Source organism: Mycobacterium sp. IDUB_5 (genome assembly GCF_055419565.1).
Genome location: NZ_JBVAXX010000001.1, coordinates 686,832 through 705,379, shown reverse-complemented (window position 1 = coordinate 705,379; position 18,548 = coordinate 686,832). Strand labels below are relative to the sequence as shown.

Here is an 18,548-nt window from a genome sequence, read left to right as displayed (position 1 = left end):
TCAGCTGGCGCGCAGGCCGTCCAGCACGACGTCGATGACGCGCGTCGCGGCGTCGCTGTTGTAGCCCTGCATGGCTTGCAGCCCCACCAGCAGCGCCTTGACCTCGGCGACGCCGATCCCCCCGCGCACCGTCCCCGCGTCCTGCCCGGCGCGTAGCAATTCCCCGAGCATCGCCAGGAAGTCGCTCTCCACCTCGGGGATCGCGGCGTTGACGTCGATGCCGACGCCGGCCAGCGCCTCGCCGAGCCCGCGGTCGGTCGCCCCCCACTGCAGAACCAGGGATCGCAGGAAGGCGAACAGGGCCTCCCCTGGTTCGACGTCGTCGAGCATCGCCCTGCCCTCGGCCACGATGCTGCGAATGCGGCTCTCGATGACGGCGCGGAACAGGTCTTCCTTCGTCGGGAAGTGGCGGTAGACCGTGCCGGCGCCGACCCCGGCCCGCCGGGCGATCTCGTCGATCGGCACCGCCAGGCCCTCCTCGGCGAAGGTCTCGTAGGCGACCTCCAGTACGCGCGCACGGTTGCGTGCCGCGTCTGCGCGCAGGGGCCGGTTCACGACGATCTCCTCGGGAATAGATAAACGGGGCGTGCGTTCCATATAGTGATCGACAAACGGAGCGAACGCCCCGTTTCAATCTACTCTAGGAGACCGTCATGACGAACTGGACCATTTCCGACATCCCCGATCAGACCGGCCGCGTCGCCGTCGTCACCGGCGCCAACACCGGCCTCGGCTTCGAGACCGCCAAGGCCCTGGCCGCCGCGGGCGCCACTGTGGTCCTCGCGGCGCGCAACATCGACAAGGGACAGGACGCGGTCCGCCGCATCCGACTGGAGGCGCCCCAGGCGGATGTCGCACTGCAGCAACTCGACCTCAGCTCGCTGGACTCGGTGCGTGCCGCCGCCGACCAGCTCACGAGCGAGCACGCCACCATCGACCTGCTCATCAACAACGCGGGTGTGATGTACACGCCGCGGCAGGAGACCGCGGACGGCTTCGAGCTCCAGTTCGGCACCAACCACCTGGGGCACTTCGCTCTCACCGGGCTGCTTCTCGATCACATCGAGGCAGCCCCGGCCGGGCGCATCGTCACCGTCAGCAGCATCGGTCACCGCATCCGCGCCGACATTCACTTCGACGATCTGCAGCTCGAGCGCGGCTACAACCGCGTCGTGGCCTACGGCCAGTCCAAACTCGCCAACCTGCTGTTCACCTACGAGCTGCAGCGGCGGTTGTCTGCCGCCGGCTCGTCGACCGCCGCGCTGGCGGCACACCCGGGCGGATCGAACACCGATCTCGGCCGGCACTTGCCGCTGCTCGATCCGGTGTTCCGCGCGGTGTCCCAGAGCGCGTCGATGGGAGCCCTTCCGACCTTGCGCGCCGCGACCGATCCGGCCGCGCGAGGCGGCCAGTACTACGGCCCGTCAGGACCCTTCGAACTCCGCGGGTACCCCGAGATCGTGTCGTCGAGCAAGCGGTCCCGCGATGCCGCGCTGCAGCGGCGGCTGTGGGCGGTGTCCGAGGAGCTGACAAAGGTGGTGTTCAGCGCCTGAGGCGGCCCGCCCGTCCACCCCTACCGACTCGACCAACCAGCACAATCGAACCCGTCCCCTCTTTCTAGGAGCTCACCCCATGACCAACTGGACCACTGCCGACATCCCCGATCAGACCGGCCGCGTCGCCGTCATCACCGGCGCCAACACCGGCCTCGGCTTCGAGACCGCCAAGGCCCTCGCCGCCAAGGGCGCCACGGTCGTCGTCGCAGTCCGCAACACCGACAAGGGCAACCAGGCCGCAGCCCGCATCGACGGCACCGTCGAGGTCCAGGAGCTGGACCTCACGTCGCTGGCCTCCATCCGTGCCGCCTCCGAGGCACTGAAGAGCCGCTTCGACCGCATCGACCTGCTGATCAACAATGCAGGCGTCATGACCACACCCAAGGGCACCACGAAAGACGGCTTCGAGCTGCAGTTCGGGACCAACCACCTCGGCCACTTCGCGCTCACCGGGCTGCTGCTCGACAGAATCCTCGATGTCCCGGGCTCCCGGATCGTGACCGTCAGCAGCAACGGCCACAAGATGGGCGGCGCGATCCACTGGGACGACCTGCAGTGGGAGCGCAGCTACAGCCGCATGGGCGCCTACACCCAGTCCAAGCTGGCCAACCTGCTGTTCACCTACGAATTGCAGCGGCGGCTGGCCCCGCGCGGGAAGACAGTCGCGGTCGCCGCACACCCGGGCACGTCGACCACCGACCTCGCGCGCAACCTGCCCCGGCCCGTCGAGCGGGCGTTCCTCGCCGCCGCCCCCGTGCTGTTCGCCCAGACCGCCGACCGCGGAGCCCTGCCGACGCTGCGCGCCGCGACCGATCCGGGCGTGCTCGGCGGGCAGTACTACGGCCCCGACGGCATCGGCCAGCAGCGCGGCAACCCCGTCGTCGTCGCCTCCAGTGACCCGTCCTACGACCTGGATCAGCAACGCCGACTGTGGACCGTCTCCGAAGAGCTCACGAAGGTGGTCTTTCCCGTTTAGCCTCAGACTCCATGTCGCTGGTGGTCCCCCCGTATCCCCCGCCCCGCTACACCGCCGACCAGCCCGAGGTCAGCGCGTGGCTCAAGCGGGGTGACGCGCCGCCGGACTACGACTCGTTCGGGCTGGTCCAGTACCACTACCTGGCCAGCCAGGGCGACACCGGCGGCGACTACGGGTTGTACCGGGTGCAGATCGCGCCGCGCGGCGGTGGGCCGGGGCCCCACTTCCACCGCGGCATGAGCGAGGCGTTCTACGTCCTGTCCGGCACCGTGGCGCTGTACAACGGCAGCGAGTGGACCGACGGCGGGCCGGGTGACTTCCTCTACGTCCCTCCGGGCGGCATCCACGGGTTCGGCAACCGGGCCGACGAACCCGCGACGATGCTGATGCTGTTCGCCCCTGGCGCGCCGCGGGAGCACTACTTCGAGGGGTTGGCCCAGCTCGGGGAGCTGACCGACGACGAGCGGCGCGAGTGGTTCGTCAAGAACGACAACCACTTCGTCGAGTAGGGGGTCGGGTCAGTCGACAGACACGCCGGAGGTGAACACGCCGCGTCGGATGCGGTCGCGGAAGCGCCTGCCCTAGACTGCGATTCGGTCGAAAGGAGTCGTGGGTGCGGGCTGATGCAGCGCCCAGCACCCCGACGCTTCGCGGTTGGCAGCGACGGGCGCTGGTCAAGTACTTGTCGGCGCAACCTCGCGATTTCCTCGCCGTCGCCACCCCGGGTTCGGGAAAGACGACGTTCGCGCTGCGCATCGTCGCCGAACTGCTCGCCCAGGGCACCGTCGAAGCGGTGACGATCGTGGTGCCCACCGAGCACCTGAAGATCCAGTGGGCGCAGGCCGCGGCGCGTCAGGGCATCGCACTCGACCCGAAGTTCTCCAACTCGAACTCCCAGACGTCGTCGGAGTACCACGGCGTCGTCGTCACCTACGCCCAGGTGGCCAGCCACCCGTCGCGGCACCGGGTGCGCACCGAAAACCGCAAGACGCTCGTCGTGTTCGACGAGATCCACCACGGTGGTGACGCCAAGAGCTGGGGCGACGCGATCCGGGAGGCCTTCGACGACGCCACCCGGCGCCTCTCGCTGACCGGGACACCGTTCCGCAGTGACGACAGCGCGATCCCGTTCGTCACCTACGAGACCGGGCCGGACGGCTTCGCCCGCTCCAAGGCCGACCACACCTACGGCTACTCCGACGCGCTGGCCGACGGCGTGGTCCGGCCAGTGATGTTCATGGCGTACTCCGGCGAGGCCCGGTGGCGCGACAGCGCCGGCGAGGAGCACGCGGCCCGGCTCGGCGAGCCGCTGACCGCCGAGCAGACCGCGCGGGCGTGGAAGACCGCACTGAACCCGGCCGGCCAGTGGATGCCCGCGGTGATCGCCGCCGCCGACACCCGGCTGCGGGGCCTGCGTCAGCACGTGCCCGACGCCGGCGGCATGATCATCGCCTCCGATCAGACCGCCGCGCGCGCGTACGCCGACCTGCTGATGAAGATCACCGGTGAGGCGCCGACCGTGGTGCTCTCCGATGACAAGGGCGCCTCGGATCGCATCTCGCAGTTCGCCGCGGACACGTCGCGGTGGCTGGTCGCGGTGCGCATGGTGTCCGAAGGTGTCGACGTGCCGCGGCTGGCGGTCGGTGTGTACGCGACCAGCGCGTCGACGCCGCTGTTCTTCGCCCAGGCGATCGGGCGCTTCGTGCGCTCGCGCCGGCCCGGCGAGACGGCGAGCATCTTCTTGCCGTCGGTGCCGAACCTGCTGATGCTCGCCAGCGAGATGGAAGCCCAGCGCAACCACGTGCTGGGCAAGCCGCACCGCGAGACGGAAGACGATCCGCTGGACGCCGAGCTCGCCGAGCAGAAGCGCGACGAGCCCGACGACAACGAAGGCAAGATCGAATACCTCGGCGCCGACGCCGAACTGGACCAGGTGATCTTCGACGGTGCGTCGTTCGGGACCGCCACCCCCGCCGGCAGCGACGAGGAAGCCGATTACCTCGGCATCCCCGGCCTGCTCGACGCGAATGCGATGCGCGACCTGCTGCGCCGACGGCAGGACGAACAGATGCAGAAGCGCACCGAGTCAGGCGCCGTGGTGCCGCCGACGACGCACGGGCAGCTGCGCGAGTTGCGACGCGAACTCAACACGCTGGTCTCGCTGGCCCACCACCGCACGGGCCGGCCACACGGCTGGATCCACAACGAGCTGCGCCGCCGATGCGGCGGCCCGCCCGTCGCGGCGGCCACCCGCGATCAGCTCAAGGAGCGCATCGAGGCGATCCGTGTGCTGCAGCGGGAGCTAACGGCCTGAGGCCAGCGCCGCCAGGTTCTCCATCGAGCCCTCCAGATAGCTCGTCGGGAACGGCGGGAACGTGATGTGCTCGCGCAGCTGCGCAGGAACGGCCGACCAGTCGTAGGTCAAGCGCACCCGGGTCTGTCCCGGTTCGGTCGGCTCGAGATCGTAACGCCATGTCCAGCCCCCGAATTCGATCGTGCCGTCCTCGCCGGCCTGCCCGGGCTCCCAGGCGATCGTCCGGTCGGGATGGATCGCGATGACCTTGTTGGCCATGTCGTAGTACCCGTCGGGATGGTTGTCGTGATACATCCGGATGCGGAAGATCTGCCCCTCCTCCGTCACCGGACCCGGATCCAGCGATTCCCTCAGCCAGCCGGTCCCGTCGATCGCGGGATGGTTGGCGGGGTCGGCGAGTACCGCGAACACCGCGGTCGGCTCGGCGTGGACATCGGTGGTGAGGATCAATGTGTCGGTCATGACAGTGAGACTTCGCGACGGCACGGAAGTCATCGCTTAGAGCCCGGGCAGCCTTCGGCAGATCCGCTGTCGACGTGCCCCGCCTGGCGGTCGGTGCAGCGGGCCGCCCGTTGCGGCGGCCATCCGCGCTCAGCTCGAGGAGCGCATCGAGGCGTCCGAGTGCTGCGGCGCGAGTTAACAGCCGGAAACGAACCAATCGATCCCTCGTTTCCGGTGCTCAGCGGGGTTATATTCCCCTGGGGCACGCTGTGCGTGGGGGTTGGAATGGTCACGATCGAGCAGTTTTCGCACATAATCACTGGCGTCCACGACGCGACGCTGACGCCGCAGCGATGGGTCGATGCGCTGGAGTTGGTGCGTACCGCACTGGGCGCAACTGCCAGCGGACTGATCAGCGGGGGTGAAGGTTACAGGGACGTGCGGCACTGCAGTGTCCCGGACGCCCCAGCGATGCAGGCCTACGAGGCGTACTACCGACCGCTCGACTACGTCCTCGACGCCGTCGACGCGAGCCCGCTGGGACTCGTGCACAGCGGCGAATCCCTGGTGGCCCTCAATCCGCGGTCGGAATTCAACGCCGACTGGATGCGTCCCTACGAGATGGACGACGGATTGTTCGTGCGCGTCGGCGAAGACCCCCGTCCGTGTTCGTTCCTCGTGGCCGCGCCCCGGCGCAGCACGCCGTTCGCGACCGAAGACAGGGTCAGGACAGTCAATGCGCTCGTTCCGCACCTGCAGCACTCTCTGCGGACCCACCGCACACTGTCAGCGCTGCGGCGTCAGTCTGACCACGTCAAGCGCCCGGCGGACTCGCTCACCGCGCCTGCCGCGATTGTCACCGCAGACATGAAAGTGACATACGCCAACCCGGCGGCTGAAGCGATGTTGCGTTGCAGCACACATTTTGTGGCCTCAGGCGGTCGGCTGCGCGCAGCCTCCCCCACCGTGGAGGTCGAGCTGCGCCGCGCCGTCGCCCGCGCGGCTCGCGACACCGCCACGCGCGCCGGCGACGCAGTGCCGGTTCCGCGCAGCGGATCGGCGCGGCCGCTGATCGTGCATGTGTTGACGCTGGGCGCCAACGGACAGTCGAGTGCTCTGGTGGTGGTCGTCGATCCTGACACCCAGCGCGAGCCGTCCACAAGCCTTCTGCGCCGGGTGTTCTCGCTCACCAATGCCGAGTCCGAGGTGGCGGTGCGCATCAGCCGCGGTCAGAGTCTGTCCACCATCGCCGACGGCTTGTCACTGACACTGGCCACCGTCAAAACCCATCTGCAACATGTCTACGACAAGACCGACACCCATCGGCAGGCCGAATTGGTGCGCCTGATGCTCTCACTCATGCCTTAGCGCTTCGACGCTTTGAGCATCCGCCACCACATCTGCGGTCGCAGCAGACGGTTCGGCGGCACGAGCATCCCGTTGACCAGCAATAGTTCCTGCGCCACCCAGGGGTCGGTCTCAGCGGCACGCAGCATACGGTCGACGTAGGCATTGCTGACTCTGGTGCTCACTGAGCGCTTTCCGTCGACTTCAGGAAGCGCGAGATCCGAGCTGATCGCGGTCCGCCACGCGACCTTGATGCCGCGGGCGGCCGAACGCTGGAAGCGGCGCGGAAGATCGACGGTGCCACGTCGCAGACAGTCGCGCAGAACGATCGCGTCGATGGCAGCGATCGTCATCCCCTGCCCGTAGATCGGGTTGAGACTGCACACCGCGTCGCCCGTCACCACCAGTCCGTCGGGTAATCGATGCATCGTGTCGTAACGGCGCCACCTACTGGCCGGAAACCTGTGCAGCGCAATGTCAGTCACCGGCTCAGCGTTGCACAACGCATCGAATGCGTGCGCAGGCATGAGCGCTCGAGCGTGCGCGATGAACTCCGCGGAGCTGGCCGGCGGCTTCGTGTCCCGACCCAGGGTGCCAACGAGAACATTCCACACGTCGCCTTCGCACCGGGACATGGCGAACCCACGAGTTCGGCCAGGTGCGAACAGATCGATGAACAGGTACTCGTGCAGCGCTCCAGCCGGCATGCGCACCGACATACTCACATAGCTGACATTCACTGTGAGCCGGTCCTCGCGGGGACGCTGATAACCCATGGACTCCAGAAACGCCGGCGTCCTGGAGCCTCGGCCGGTCGCGTCCACGATCAGATCGGCGGTGAGGTCGCGGGACTCGGAGTCGGTGCGGTTGCGCACCCGGACCCCAGACAGCACACCGCCATCGAGGACCGGCCCGTCGAAGGTGTGTCCGTCCGCAACGGTCACCCCCGGCAGAGCACGTACCCGCCGGCGCGCGTGCTGCTCGATGAACGGCCGGCTCGCGTACAGAGTCTTGCGCAGGGACGGGTCCGGCACGTGGCCCGACCGGAGCACCAGATGACCGCCGAATCGGGTGTAGGCGCGCGACAGGTCCCCGTCGCTCCACTCGTGGGCCCCGTCGGCGACGAGTTGGGCATGCGATCCGGGGAGGAGCTCGTCGATGATCTGGCTGCATCGGGCCAGCACCACATGCGGCTGCCTACCCTGCGGCACACCGCCACGTGGGGAGCTGGTGTCATCCAGGACGTCGCGCTCCACGAGCGTCACCCGGTCGTAGAAATCCGCCAACACGCGCGCCGCCAGCAGGCCGGCCATACTCGCACCGAGCACGACCGCATGCTCGCCACGTCGGGTCACCCACCCATCAAGCACCTGGGAGATGGCTGAAAGCCTCAGCCGAACGGTTGATTTCTACGCCGGCCGCTACAGCCCGAGCAGCGTTGGCAGATCAGCCACCGAATCGATCACGTGGTTGGGCTGCATCGCGAATTCGTCTGCGGCCCAACGGTCCAGCGTGTCCTGACGGAACTTTCCGGTGCGCACCAGCACCCCCGTCATGCCCACCACCTGGGCGGCGAGCACGTCGTTGTTCAGGTCGTCACCGATCATGTACATCTCGTCGGCGTCGACGCCGAGGCGGCCCGCCGCGGACAGGAACCCCTCGGGCGCGGGCTTGCCCACCGCGGTCGCCTTGCGCCCCGAGGTCTCCTCCATGCCGATCAGGTACATGCCGGTATCGACGCGTAATCCGTCGGTGGTGGTCCACGCGGTGCTGCGGTGCATCGCCACCACCGGAACGCCCTGGGCCATCCAGTCGTACACCCACGACAGCGTCTCGTGGGTGTACTCGGGTCCGGCGCCGCCGAGCAGCACCACGTCCGGCGCCTCCGGGGCCTGCGGACCTGTGAAGTCGGCCGAGTAGACCAGGTCGATGCCCGGCATGTCTTCGCCGATCTGCCCGCTGTTGACCAGGAAGCAGCGGGCATCGGGATAGCGGTCGCGGACGTAGTCGGCGGTCAGCGCGGCCGCGGTGATCACCTCGTCGGCGCGTACGGCCATCCCGGCGTCGGTGAGCAGCGCGGCGATCTGAGCCCGCGTCCTCGTGGTGGTGTTGGTCAGATAGGCGCACGCCACCTGGTGTTCGTTCAGCGTTCGCAGCGTCTCGGCAGCACCGGGGATCGGCTGCCACGAGGTGACCAGCACGCCGTCGATGTCGAACAGCACTCCACCGATCGCCATGGTGCGACAGTAAACGGCCGCCGGATGCGCGCAACCCGTAGGCCCTGCGGGCCGCTCCCAACTAGGGTTCGACGCAATGACAACCCAGTCGGCAGACGCGATCGTCGTCGGTCACGGTCTGGCCGGGCTGGTAGCCGCAGCCGAGATCGCCGAGGCCGGGCGCTCTGTCATCCTGTGCGACCAGCAGGGGCCGGCCGACGACGGCGGTCAGGCCTTCTGGTCCTACGGCGGGCTGTTCATGGTCGACACCCCCGAACAGCGACGCCTGAGAATCAGGGACTCCTACGATCTGGCGTTGCGTGATTGGTGGAGTTCGGCGGAGTTCACCGACGACTCGGCCGATGTGTGGGCCCGCCGCTGGGCGACCCGCTATGTCGAGTTCGCCGCCGGCGAGAAGCGCCGCTGGCTACGCGGGTTGGGCTGGCGCGCCTATCCCCTGCCTGTGTGGCCGGAGCGTGGCGGGCACGGAGCACTCGGCTCCGGCAACAGCGTGCCGCGCTTCCACATCACCTGGGGCACAGGCCCCGGGTTGGTGGAGATCTTCGCGGCGCGCGTGCGGTCGGCGGTCGCCGCCGGTCACATCCGGCGGCTGTACGGGCGTCGCGTCGAGGAGATCGTGCTCGAGGGCGGCGCGGTGTCCGGCGTCCGGGGGACGCGGCTGACCGCCTCGGCGGGCCCGCGCGGGGCCGCGTCTGCATCCGAGGCGATCGGCGACTTCGTCCTGCACGCGCCGGCGGTGCTGCTGGCCACCGGTGGCGTCGGCGGCAATCCGCAGCGCGCCCGCGAATTGTTCACGCGCAGTTTCGGTTCGGAGCCGACAGACATGCTCTGCGGCAATCCCGCCTACGTCGACGGCCGCATGCTCGACACCGCCCGACGAGTGGGCGCGGTGGTCGCCAACGAGGACAGGCTGTGGTTCTACCCCGACGGGGTACGCAACATCGATCCCGTGTGGGCGAATCACGGAATCCACGTGACCGCAGGCCCGTCCGCGCTGTGGCTCGACGGCGCCGGGGTGCGCTTCCCGCCGCCGCTCTATCCGAATTTCGACACGGTGGGCGCCGTCCGTCACGTCGTGGCCTCGGGCTTCAGCTACTCCTGGCTGATCATGAACCATGAGATCTTCCGCAAGGAGTTCGGGATGTCGGGCCAGGAGCTCAACCCTGCGGTCACCGGCAAGCACCCGTGGCTGGCCGCCAAAGGGACTGTACGCCCGCGAATTTCCCCGCTGTGGCAGCGATTCCTCGACGAGGGTGAGGATTTCGTCACGGCATCCTCGATCGCCGAACTGGTCGACGGGATGAACGCCGTGCGTGGCGCGGCGCCGCTGGACCCGAGCATGGTGGCCCGCGAGATCGGGGCCCGCGACGCGCAGGCCGTCAACGCCTACAGCAAGGATCCGCAGTTCGCCGCGATCCGCAACGCGCGCCGCTACCTGCCCGACCGGTTCCGCATCGCTGCGCCGGCACCCATCGACGATCCTCGGCACCGGCCGCTGATCGCGGTCCGGTTGCGCATCACCACGCGAAAGACGTTGGGCGGGTTGCTCACCGACACCGACGCCCGCGTGCTGCGCGCGGACGGCACGCCGATCGCCGGTCTGTTCGCCGCGGGTGAGGCGGCAGGGTTCGGTGGCGGGGGCGTGCACGGACAACGTTCGCTGGAGGGCACTTTCGTCGGCGGCTGCCTGTTCACCGGGCGGGTCGCGGGCCGCAGTATCGGGCGCGGATGACAGAGGGGAAAGAATGACCACACATCAACCGATCGGCGAGTTCCTGCTGCGACGACTGCGCGAGATCGGCACATCGCACATCTTCGGCGTGCCCGGGGACTACAACATGGCATTTCTCGAACTGATCGAGGCCGATCCCGACCTCACCTGGATCGGCACCTGCAACGAACTCAATGCCGCCTACGCCGCCGACGGGCACGCGCGCGGCGGTCGGCCCGGCGTTCTTCTCACCACCTATGGGGTCGGCTGCCTGAGCGCCCTCAACGGTGTCGCGGGTGCCTACTGCGAGCACATCCCGCTGATCCACCTGTCGGGTTCACCGCCGCTTCACGCGACGCGGGACGGCCTACGACTGCACCACAGTCTGCTCGACGGCGGGTACCGCAACGTGCACCGAGCCTTCGCCGAGTTCACCTCCTACACCGAGACGATCACGCCGCAGACCGCGGTCGAGGTCATCGACCATGCGTTGCTGACCGCGCACCGCACCGACCGCCCCGTGCGTCTGGAGCTGCCCTCGGATCTCAGCCACGTCGAGATCGGCGTTCCGACAACGACTCTGAACCTCGGGGCCGTGTCAGGTGACGCGTCGTCCTCCCGGGAGGCTGCAGCCGTCCTGGGTGCGGCACTCGCCGGGGCGCGCCGGCCGCTGATGGTGGTCGACCTACCCGCGATCCGCCGGGGGCTGCTGCCCGCGATCGAGGCGTTCTGCGCCGCGCACGGAGTGCCCTACGCCTGTACCGTCCCCGCGGCGCACACCGCCGACCCGGACGCGCCGCGGTATCTCGGCCTGCTGCCCGGCTCCGAACGGGCACAACAGGCGTTCGGTGCGGCCGATCTGCTGATCAGCTGCGATCTGACCGAAACCGACGTCACGACAGCGGGTTTCACCCTGGCCTACGAAGGCCGGCCATATATCCGGCTGCGTGCCGACGCCGTCCAGAGCGGTACGGACGTGTTCTACGGCACCGACACGGCCGATGTCCTGGCCGCGACAGACTCAGCCGCGGCCGATGAACCCGAGCCACCACCTGCCCCCGCGCCGCCCCAGGCGCCTGCTCCCGATGCGCCCTTGACCCAGCGCGCCTTCTTCGACGCCCTCGCAGGGTTCCTCGGGCCCGACGACGTCCTGGTCGCCGAGACCGGCACCGCCGGTCAGAACACCTCGGGGCTGCGATTGCCGCACGGGCTGCGGTACGTGAACCAGACCAGCTGGGGATCCATCGGCTTCGCGCTGCCTGCTCTGCTCGGGGCGGCTCTGGCCGAGCCTCAGCGACGTCATGTGCTGTGTGTCGGCGACGGCTCGTTCCAGGTGACCGCCCAGGAACTCTCGACGATCCTGCGCCTGGGACTGACTCCGGTGATCTTGCTGCTCGACAACCGCGGCTACACCATCGAGCGCGCGATCATGGGAGCACAGAGCCCGTACAACGACGTCGCCGCATGGCGCTACACGGATCTGCCGCGCGCCTTCGGCGCCGACGAGAATGCGCTGCTGCTGCGCTCCTGCCGGACCGGGGCCGAGCTGTCGGCCGCGTTCGACGAGGCGGCATCAGCCCGGCGGTTCACGCTCATCCAGGTCCACCTCGAACCACTGGACATGACACCGGCGACCTCCGGTGTGGGCGAGATGACGCGGGTGTTCGACTACGGCGTGAGGGCACCCGCCAACCCCCTAGGGTGATGCCATGAGTGCGAAATGGACCGCATCCGACGTTCCTGACCAGTCCGGCCGCGTCGCCGTCGTCACCGGCGCGAACTCCGGCATCGGCTACGAGGCTGCCCTCGTGCTGGCCGGCCGCGGCGCCCGGGTGGTGCTCGCGGTGCGCGACCCGGCCAAGGGCAAGCAGGCTGCAGACACCATCCGGCGGGCGCATTCGGACGCGCAGGTCGAGGTCCAGGAGCTGGACCTGACGTCACTGGCCAGCGTGCGGGCGGCCGCCGAGGCGCTGCGCGCGGCGTATCCGACGATCGATCTGCTCATCGACAACGCCGGCGTGATGTACCCGCCCAAGCAGGTCACCGCCGACGGCTTCGAGCTCCAGTTCGGCACGAACCACTTGGGGCACTTCGCACTCACGGGGCTGCTCCTCGACCACCTGCTCTCCGTGGAGGGGTCCCGGGTCGTCGTTGTCGCGAGCATCGCCCACAACATCCAGGCCGACATCCATTTCGACGACCTGCAGTGGGAGCGCGGTTACAATCGCGTGGCCGCCTACGGTCAGTCCAAGCTGGCGAACCTGATGTTCACCTACGAGCTGCAGCGCAGGCTGGCCGCCGCCAACGCGAAGACGATCGCCGTGGCAGCCCACCCGGGTATCTCCAACACCGAGCTGATGCGCCACATCCCCGGCTCCGGTCTGCCCGGCTTCTCGGCGCTGGCCGGCCTGGTCACCAACAGCCCGGAGATCGGCGCGCTGGCCACACTGCGGGCAGCCACCGATCCGGACGTACGCGGCGGCCAGTACTACGGCCCCTCCGGTTTCCGTGAGCTCGTCGGGCACCCGGTGCTCGTGCAGTCCACCCGCAAGTCCCATGAGGTCGCGATCCAGCAGCGGCTATGGGCAGTGTCAGAGGAGCTCACCGGCGTGAGCTACCCGGTCTGATGCGCAGTGTCTCCATGCGCAGTGTCGACGAGCACCGCACGTTGGTCGGCTCGCTGATCACCGCGCGGCCGCCCGCGTCGCTCCCGCTAGCCGACGCCCTGGGGCTGGTGCTCGCCGAAGAGGTGGTCGCCCCGCTGTCGCTGCCCGGCTTCGACAACTCGGCGATGGACGGATACGCGGTGCTGGTCGCCGACGTCGCGACGGCCTCGGACTCCTCTCCGGTCCGCCTGCCGGTCGCCGAGGACATCCCCGCCGGCCGCACGGACATCCCGACGCTGCAGCCGGGGACCGCGCACCGCATCATGACCGGCGCGCCGTTGCCCCACGGGGCCACGGCGGTGGTGCCGGTCGAGGCCACCGACGGTGCCGTGGACACCGTGACGATCCGGGCGTCCGCGCGCGAAGGTCAGCACGTCCGGCGCGCGGGTGAGGACGTGACCGCGGGGACGACGGTGCTGCAGGCCGGTCAGGTGCTGACGCCGGCCGCGCTCGGCCTGGCCGCGGCGCTGGGCCTGCAGACGCTGACCGTGACGCCGCGTCAGCGGGTGCTGGTCGTCTCGACGGGCACCGAGCTGGTGGCTGGGGGCGCCGAACTGGCCCCCGGGCAGATCTACGAATCCAACGGCGTGATGCTGGCCGCCGCGGTCCGCGACGCCGGGGCCGAGGTCGTCGCCTCCCCCACCACCGGCGACGACGTCGACGCCTTCCGGGCGACGCTCGCTGCCCACGCCGGGGCGGCGGACCTGATCCTCACCACCGGCGGGGTCAGCGCCGGCGCGTACGAGGTGGTCAAGGACGCGCTGAGCGGCCCCTCCGGCGGGGTCGAGTTCGTCAAGGTCGCGATGCAGCCCGGAATGCCGCAGGGCGCCGGCGCGATCGACGGCACCCCGGCCGTCACACTGCCGGGCAATCCGGTCAGCGCGCTGGTGTCGTTCGAGGTGTTCGTCCGGCCCGCGCTGCGGGAGGCGATGGGGTTACCGCAGCCCGAGCGACCGCGGCGCACCGCGATGCTCACCGAGGACCTGACCTCCCCGCTGGGCAAGCGCCAGTTCCGGCGCGGGGTACTGGACCCCGCCACCGATACGGTCACCAGCTACGGACCGCCCGCGTCGCATCACCTGCGCTGGCTGGCCTCGGCGAACTGTCTGCTGGAGATCGACGAAGACACCTCCGAAGTGGCCTCGGGCAGCCGCGTGCAGGTGTGGGACCTCCGCTAGCGGGGGTCACCGTACTATTGGCCCCACGATGGCCAGACGCCCCGACCTCAAGACAGGCCCCGCGCGGCTGGTGGCGCTGATCCGCACGTCCGTTCCCCCGATGCACCCAGCAGGCATGCCGTTCGTCGGCGCCAGCCTGGCCGTGGCGCTCGCAGGACGCCGGAACCGCTTCGTCCGCCGCGCCGGCCTCGCCTCCGCCGCCGCCAACGCCGCCTTCTTCCGGCACCCGCCGCGAACCCCACCGACACGTCCCGGCGTCGTCGTCGCTCCGGCCGACGGGCTGATCTGCCTGGTCGACGAGGAGGTGCCGCCGAGCGAGCTCGGGCTACCGGCCGAACCGCTGCCGCGGGTCAGCATCTTCTTGTCGCTGCTGGACGCCCATGTGCAGCGGGCTCCCGTCGGCGGTGAGGTGGTGACCGTTGCGCACCGTCCGGGTCTGTTCGTGTCGGCCGAGCTGGCCGCCGCGAGCGCCGACAACGAGCGCAACAGCGTGGTGATCCGCACCCCGGAGGGCCAGCAGGTGATCGCTGTGCAGATCGCCGGTCTGCTGGCCCGCCGCATCGTGTGCAACCTCTCCCCGGGTGAGCCGGTCGGCATCGGCGACACCTACGGACTGATCCGCTACGGCTCGCGCTTGGACACCTACCTGCCCGCCGGTTCCCGGATGCTGGTCTCGGTGGGTCAGCGCACTCTGGCCGGCGAGACCGTGCTGGCCGAACTGCGATGAGGCCTCGCAAGCCGCGGTTGAAGGGCCCGGTGGTCAGCGCCCGCATCCTGCCCAGCGCGATGACGGTCGCGGCGATCTGCCTGGGCTTGAGCGCGGTCAAGTTCGCGCTCGACGACCGCCCCACCGAAGCGATGGCGTTCCTCGCCATCGCCGCGATCCTCGACGCCCTCGACGGCCGCACCGCGCGGGCGCTGAACGCCACGTCGCGGATGGGCGAGGAGATCGACTCGCTCGCTGATGCGGTGAACTTCGGTGTGGCACCGGCATTCATCGTCTACGGCACGCTGCTGTCGCACTCGCGGGTGGGGTGGATCGTCGTGCTGCTCTATGCGGTGTGCATCGTGCTGCGCCTGGCCCGCTACAACGCGATGCTGGACCTGGACCAGCCCGACTACGAGAAGAAGTACTTCGTCGGCATGCCCGCCCCGGCGGGTGCGATCGGCGCCATCGGCCCGCTGGCGGCCAAGATGCAGTTCGGCGACGGGTGGTGGACATCCGAACCGGCCGTGGTGATCTGGATGATCGGGGTCTCGCTGCTGGTGGTCAGCACGCTGCCGATGCGCAAGGTCCACACGTTCTCGGTGCCGCCGAACATGGTGGCGCCGCTGCTGGCCCTGCTCGCCATCGGTGTCGCCGCGTCGATCCTGTACGGCTACCTGGTGATCCTGCTGATCATCTTCGGCTACATCGTGCACATCCCGTTCGCGATCCGGACCCGCCGCTTCCTGGCCGCCCACCCCGAGGTGTGGGAGGACAAGCCGCGGCAACAGCGAGCCGCGCGACGGGCGATCCGGCGGGCGCAGCCGCACCGCCGGTCGATGATGCGCCTGGGTCTGCGCCGACCGCCCCGGAGCTGACATGGCCCAGCTGACGCTGACCGCGCGGTTGAACACCTCGGCGCTGGACTCCCGCCGTGGCGTGGTCCGTCTGCATCCGGAAGCGATTGCCGCCCTGGGCATCCGCGAATGGGACGCGGTCTCGCTGACGGGGTCGCGCACCACCGCCGCGGTGGTCGGGAAGGCGCCCGACGGCGTGCCCGCCGGTACCGCGCTGCTCGACGACGTCACGCTGAGCAACGCGGGGTTGCGCGAGGACACACCGGTGCTCGTCGCCGCGGCCACCGTGTACGGCGCGCGCTCGGTGACGCTGACGGGGTCCAACCTGGCGAGCAGGTCGATCACTCCGGCCACGTTGCGACAGGCGCTGCTGGGCAAGGTGATGACGGTCGGCGATACGGTGTCACTGCTGCCGCGCGACCTCGGGCCGGGCACGTCGACGTCGGCGGCGACGGCCGCGCTGGCGGCGTCGGTCGGCATCGTGTGGACGTCGGAATTGTTGACGGTCACCGAGGTCGATCCCGCAGGACCGGTGAGCGTGCAACCGAATTCGCTCGTCTGCTGGGGCTCGCCACAGAGCGGGTCGGCGACCGCGCCGGCGACGGAGCCGGGCACGGGGGCGCACGTCGTCACCGAGGAGTCGGCACCTGCATTGAGCGTCGACGACCTGAAAGGCGCGCACGCCCAAGCGGGCCGGCTTGCCGAGTGGCTCAAGCTCGCGCTCGATCAGCCGGAGCTGCTCCACACGCTCGGCGCCACCGCCAATCTCGGTGTCCTGGTCTCAGGGCCTGCGGGGGTCGGCAAGGCCCGTTTGGTCCGGACCGTGTGCAGCGGCCGGCGGCTCGTCGAGCTCGACGGCCCCGAGGTGGGATCGTTGCGCGCAGAGGATCGCCTGGCCAATGTCGCATCGGCGGTCCGCTCGGTGCGCGACGGCGGCGGCGTGCTGCTCATCACCGACATCGACACACTGCTGCCGGTTCCCGCCGATCCGGTGGCGACGCTTGTTCTCGCCGAATTGCGTTCGGCGGTGGCAACTTCCGGGGTCGCATTCGTCGCGACCACCGCGACACCCGACGCGGTCGATCCGCGGCTGCGCGCACCGGATCTGTGTGACCGCGAGCTGGGGCTGAGCCTGCCCGATGCGGGCGTTCGCGAGCAGCTGCTCGAGGTGCTGTTGCGCGGCGTTCCCGGAGCCGACCTCGATCTGAAGGAGATCGCCGAACGCACACCGGGTTTCGTGGTCGCCGACCTGGCCGCGTTGGTCCGCGAAGCTGCGTTGCGCGCCGCGGCGAGGGCGAGCGGGACGGACGCCGCGCCCGCGCTCCGGCAGGAGGATCTCACCGGGGCGCTGAGCGTCATCCGGCCGCTGTCCCGCTCTGCCGCCGAGGAGATCTCGGTCGGCTCGGTCACGCTCGACGACGTCGGCGACATGGTGGCCACCAAGCAGGCACTCACCGAGGCGGTGCTGTGGCCGCTGCAGCATCCCGACACGTTCGCCCGTCTCGGAGTCGAGCCGCCACGCGGCGTGCTGCTGTACGGACCACCCGGCTGCGGCAAGACCTACGTCGTGCGAGCGCTCGCCAGTTCGGGACGGCTGAGCGTGCACGCTGTCAAAGGCGCCGAGCTGATGGACAAGTGGGTAGGCTCGTCGGAGAAGGCGGTCCGCGAATTATTCCGCCGGGCAAGGGATTCCGCGCCGTCGCTGGTCTTCCTCGACGAGATCGACGCGATGGCACCACGGCGCGGTCAGAGTTTCGACTCCGGGGTCACCGATCGCGTGGTGGCCGCACTGCTCACCGAACTCGACGGGATCGAGCCGCTGCGCGACGTCGTGGTGCTGGGTGCGACCAACCGCCCGGACCTGATCGACCCGGCACTGCTGCGGCCCGGTCGGCTGGAGAAGCTGGTGTTCGTCGAGCCGCCCGACGCCGAGGCGCGCGCGCAGATCCTGCGTACGGCGGGTAAGTCGGTGCCGCTGGCCCGCGACGGCGCGGACGCGGTCGACCTGGACGCGTTGGCCGCCGACCTCGACGGCTACAGCGCCGCCGACTGCGTGGCATTGCTGCGCGAGGCCGCACTCACGGCGATGCGCCGTTCCATCGACGCCGCCGATGTCACCGCCGCGGATGTCGCCGCGGCTCGCGAGGCGGTGCGCCCGTCGCTCGACGATGCGCAGGTGGCGTCGCTGCGCGCCTTCGCCAATGCTCGCTGAGCTGCACTGATAGGCATCGCTTGCCTTTGCCCGTTCTCGAGCCTACCGTGAGCTGTGACATAGCTCACAGACTTGAGGGGGTCTCGCCATGAGCGTCGTCCAGAAAATCAGCCTTGCCTCGGCGGCGGCCGTCGCGGGAGCCACCGTCCTGGCCACCCCGATCGCACCGGTGGAGCGGGCCGTACCGGTGTATCCGGCCCACGCCATCCAGCTCGCCGCCGTCACCGACCAGATCGACGACGCCTTCATCGATCTCACCGTCTTGATCCGGACAGGCGTCACGCCCGCCCTGAACAGCCTCGGCTACGTCGGCTAGCAGCTCTACATCGGCTTGAACCTGATCGAAA

Annotated in this window: 17 protein-coding genes; 13 read left to right on the top strand and 4 right to left on the bottom strand. The window is 69.5% G+C overall.

The window, feature by feature from the left end; all coding sequences use genetic code 11:
* Entirely contained in the window at positions 1-555 is a 555-nt protein-coding gene (locus ACZY1G_RS03440; RefSeq protein ID WP_463821599.1) for a TetR/AcrR family transcriptional regulator, read from the bottom strand.
* A gap of 98 nt (positions 556-653) precedes the next feature.
* Between ACZY1G_RS03440 and ACZY1G_RS03435 the strand changes: the two genes are divergently transcribed.
* The 4 genes from ACZY1G_RS03435 (at position 654) to ACZY1G_RS03420 (ending at position 4,846) form a co-directional block, all read left to right on the top strand.
* The gene (locus ACZY1G_RS03435; RefSeq protein ID WP_463813628.1) at positions 654-1,553 is read left to right on the top strand and encodes an SDR family NAD(P)-dependent oxidoreductase; all 900 of its coding nucleotides are present in this window, start codon (positions 654-656) and stop codon (positions 1,551-1,553) included.
* A gap of 79 nt (positions 1,554-1,632) precedes the next feature.
* On the top strand, positions 1,633-2,532 hold the full coding sequence (locus ACZY1G_RS03430) for an SDR family NAD(P)-dependent oxidoreductase (RefSeq protein WP_463813627.1): 900 nt from the start codon (positions 1,633-1,635) through the stop codon (positions 2,530-2,532).
* Between the two features lie 11 nt (positions 2,533-2,543).
* The gene (locus ACZY1G_RS03425; protein ID WP_463813626.1) at positions 2,544-3,041 is read left to right on the top strand and encodes a cupin domain-containing protein; all 498 of its coding nucleotides are present in this window, start codon (positions 2,544-2,546) and stop codon (positions 3,039-3,041) included.
* Between the two features lie 104 nt (positions 3,042-3,145).
* A complete protein-coding gene (locus ACZY1G_RS03420; RefSeq protein ID WP_463813625.1) occupies positions 3,146-4,846 on the top strand; it encodes a DEAD/DEAH box helicase in 1,701 nt (566 codons plus the stop codon).
* On the opposite strand, the gene ACZY1G_RS03415 is transcribed toward ACZY1G_RS03420, so the two are convergent.
* Positions 4,835-5,308: an SRPBCC family protein gene (locus tag ACZY1G_RS03415; protein ID WP_463813624.1), complete on the bottom strand. Its 474-nt coding sequence runs from the start codon at positions 5,306-5,308 to the stop codon at positions 4,835-4,837. The two genes, ACZY1G_RS03420 and ACZY1G_RS03415, sit on opposite strands and share 12 nt — an antisense overlap.
* A gap of 264 nt (positions 5,309-5,572) precedes the next feature.
* Here ACZY1G_RS03415 and ACZY1G_RS03410 point away from each other — a divergent pair, with 264 nt between their 5' ends.
* Positions 5,573-6,655 (top strand): helix-turn-helix transcriptional regulator, encoded by a 1,083-nt coding sequence (locus tag ACZY1G_RS03410; RefSeq protein ID WP_463821598.1) that lies wholly within the window; start codon positions 5,573-5,575, stop codon positions 6,653-6,655.
* Here the strand turns inward: ACZY1G_RS03410 and ACZY1G_RS03405 are convergent.
* On the bottom strand, positions 6,652-7,962 hold the full coding sequence (locus tag ACZY1G_RS03405; RefSeq protein WP_463813622.1) for an FAD-dependent oxidoreductase: 1,311 nt from the start codon (positions 7,960-7,962) through the stop codon (positions 6,652-6,654). The two genes, ACZY1G_RS03410 and ACZY1G_RS03405, sit on opposite strands and share 4 nt — an antisense overlap.
* A gap of 93 nt (positions 7,963-8,055) precedes the next feature.
* Positions 8,056-8,871, bottom strand: a complete 816-nt coding sequence (locus ACZY1G_RS03400; protein ID WP_463813621.1) for an HAD-IIA family hydrolase — start codon at positions 8,869-8,871, stop codon at positions 8,056-8,058.
* A 76-nt stretch (positions 8,872-8,947) separates the two neighbouring features.
* Between ACZY1G_RS03400 and ACZY1G_RS03395 the strand changes: the two genes are divergently transcribed.
* The 8 genes from ACZY1G_RS03395 to ACZY1G_RS03360 all read left to right on the top strand — a co-directional run bounded on the left by ACZY1G_RS03395 (position 8,948) and on the right by ACZY1G_RS03360 (position 18,517).
* The gene (locus ACZY1G_RS03395) at positions 8,948-10,603 is read left to right on the top strand and encodes an FAD-binding dehydrogenase (RefSeq protein WP_463821597.1); all 1,656 of its coding nucleotides are present in this window, start codon (positions 8,948-8,950) and stop codon (positions 10,601-10,603) included.
* Between the two features lie 13 nt (positions 10,604-10,616).
* Entirely contained in the window at positions 10,617-12,287 is a 1,671-nt protein-coding gene (locus tag ACZY1G_RS03390; RefSeq protein WP_463821596.1) for an alpha-keto acid decarboxylase family protein, read from the top strand.
* A 4-nt stretch (positions 12,288-12,291) separates the two neighbouring features.
* Positions 12,292-13,209: an SDR family NAD(P)-dependent oxidoreductase gene (locus tag ACZY1G_RS03385; protein ID WP_463821595.1), complete on the top strand. Its 918-nt coding sequence runs from the start codon at positions 12,292-12,294 to the stop codon at positions 13,207-13,209.
* 14 nt (positions 13,210-13,223) lie between these two features.
* Positions 13,224-14,426 (top strand): molybdopterin molybdotransferase MoeA, encoded by a 1,203-nt coding sequence (moeA, locus tag ACZY1G_RS03380; RefSeq protein ID WP_463821594.1) that lies wholly within the window; start codon positions 13,224-13,226, stop codon positions 14,424-14,426.
* Positions 14,427-14,454: 28 nt separating this feature from the next.
* Positions 14,455-15,153: a phosphatidylserine decarboxylase gene (locus ACZY1G_RS03375; protein WP_463813616.1), complete on the top strand. Its 699-nt coding sequence runs from the start codon at positions 14,455-14,457 to the stop codon at positions 15,151-15,153.
* Positions 15,150-16,010 carry a CDP-alcohol phosphatidyltransferase family protein gene (locus ACZY1G_RS03370; protein ID WP_463813615.1) on the top strand — a complete coding sequence of 287 codons (861 nt, stop codon included), beginning with the start codon at positions 15,150-15,152 and terminating at the stop codon, positions 16,008-16,010. Before ACZY1G_RS03375 ends, ACZY1G_RS03370 begins: the two co-directional genes overlap by 4 nt.
* Before the next feature lies 1 nt (position 16,011).
* The gene (locus ACZY1G_RS03365) at positions 16,012-18,201 is read left to right on the top strand and encodes an AAA family ATPase (RefSeq protein ID WP_463821593.1); all 2,190 of its coding nucleotides are present in this window, start codon (positions 16,012-16,014) and stop codon (positions 18,199-18,201) included.
* A gap of 88 nt (positions 18,202-18,289) precedes the next feature.
* Positions 18,290-18,517, top strand: coding sequence for a hypothetical protein (locus ACZY1G_RS03360; RefSeq protein WP_463821592.1), 228 nt, complete (start codon positions 18,290-18,292; stop codon positions 18,515-18,517).
* The last annotated feature ends 31 nt before the right edge of the window (positions 18,518-18,548 follow it).

Bases quoted from the DNA above. Each gene is read 5' to 3' on its own strand.
- moeA (WP_463821594.1), top strand. From the start codon at position 13,224: ATGCGCAGTGTCGACGAGCACCGCACGTTGGTCGGCTCGCTGATCACC.
- ACZY1G_RS03430 (WP_463813627.1), top strand. From the start codon at position 1,633: ATGACCAACTGGACCACTGCCGACATCCCCGATCAGACCGGCCGCGTC.
- ACZY1G_RS03410 (WP_463821598.1), top strand. From the start codon at position 5,573: ATGGTCACGATCGAGCAGTTTTCGCACATAATCACTGGCGTCCACGAC.
- ACZY1G_RS03435 (WP_463813628.1), top strand. From the start codon at position 654: ATGACGAACTGGACCATTTCCGACATCCCCGATCAGACCGGCCGCGTC.
- ACZY1G_RS03375 (WP_463813616.1), top strand. From the start codon at position 14,455: ATGGCCAGACGCCCCGACCTCAAGACAGGCCCCGCGCGGCTGGTGGCG.
- ACZY1G_RS03415 (WP_463813624.1), bottom strand. From the start codon at position 5,308: ATGACCGACACATTGATCCTCACCACCGATGTCCACGCCGAGCCGACC.
- ACZY1G_RS03385 (WP_463821595.1), top strand. From the start codon at position 12,292: ATGAGTGCGAAATGGACCGCATCCGACGTTCCTGACCAGTCCGGCCGC.
- ACZY1G_RS03365 (WP_463821593.1), top strand. From the start codon at position 16,012: ATGGCCCAGCTGACGCTGACCGCGCGGTTGAACACCTCGGCGCTGGAC.
- ACZY1G_RS03360 (WP_463821592.1), top strand. From the start codon at position 18,290: ATGAGCGTCGTCCAGAAAATCAGCCTTGCCTCGGCGGCGGCCGTCGCG.
- ACZY1G_RS03425 (WP_463813626.1), top strand. From the start codon at position 2,544: ATGTCGCTGGTGGTCCCCCCGTATCCCCCGCCCCGCTACACCGCCGAC.
- ACZY1G_RS03400 (WP_463813621.1), bottom strand. From the start codon at position 8,871: ATGGCGATCGGTGGAGTGCTGTTCGACATCGACGGCGTGCTGGTCACC.
- ACZY1G_RS03370 (WP_463813615.1), top strand. From the start codon at position 15,150: ATGAGGCCTCGCAAGCCGCGGTTGAAGGGCCCGGTGGTCAGCGCCCGC.
- ACZY1G_RS03390 (WP_463821596.1), top strand. From the start codon at position 10,617: ATGACCACACATCAACCGATCGGCGAGTTCCTGCTGCGACGACTGCGC.
- ACZY1G_RS03395 (WP_463821597.1), top strand. From the start codon at position 8,948: ATGACAACCCAGTCGGCAGACGCGATCGTCGTCGGTCACGGTCTGGCC.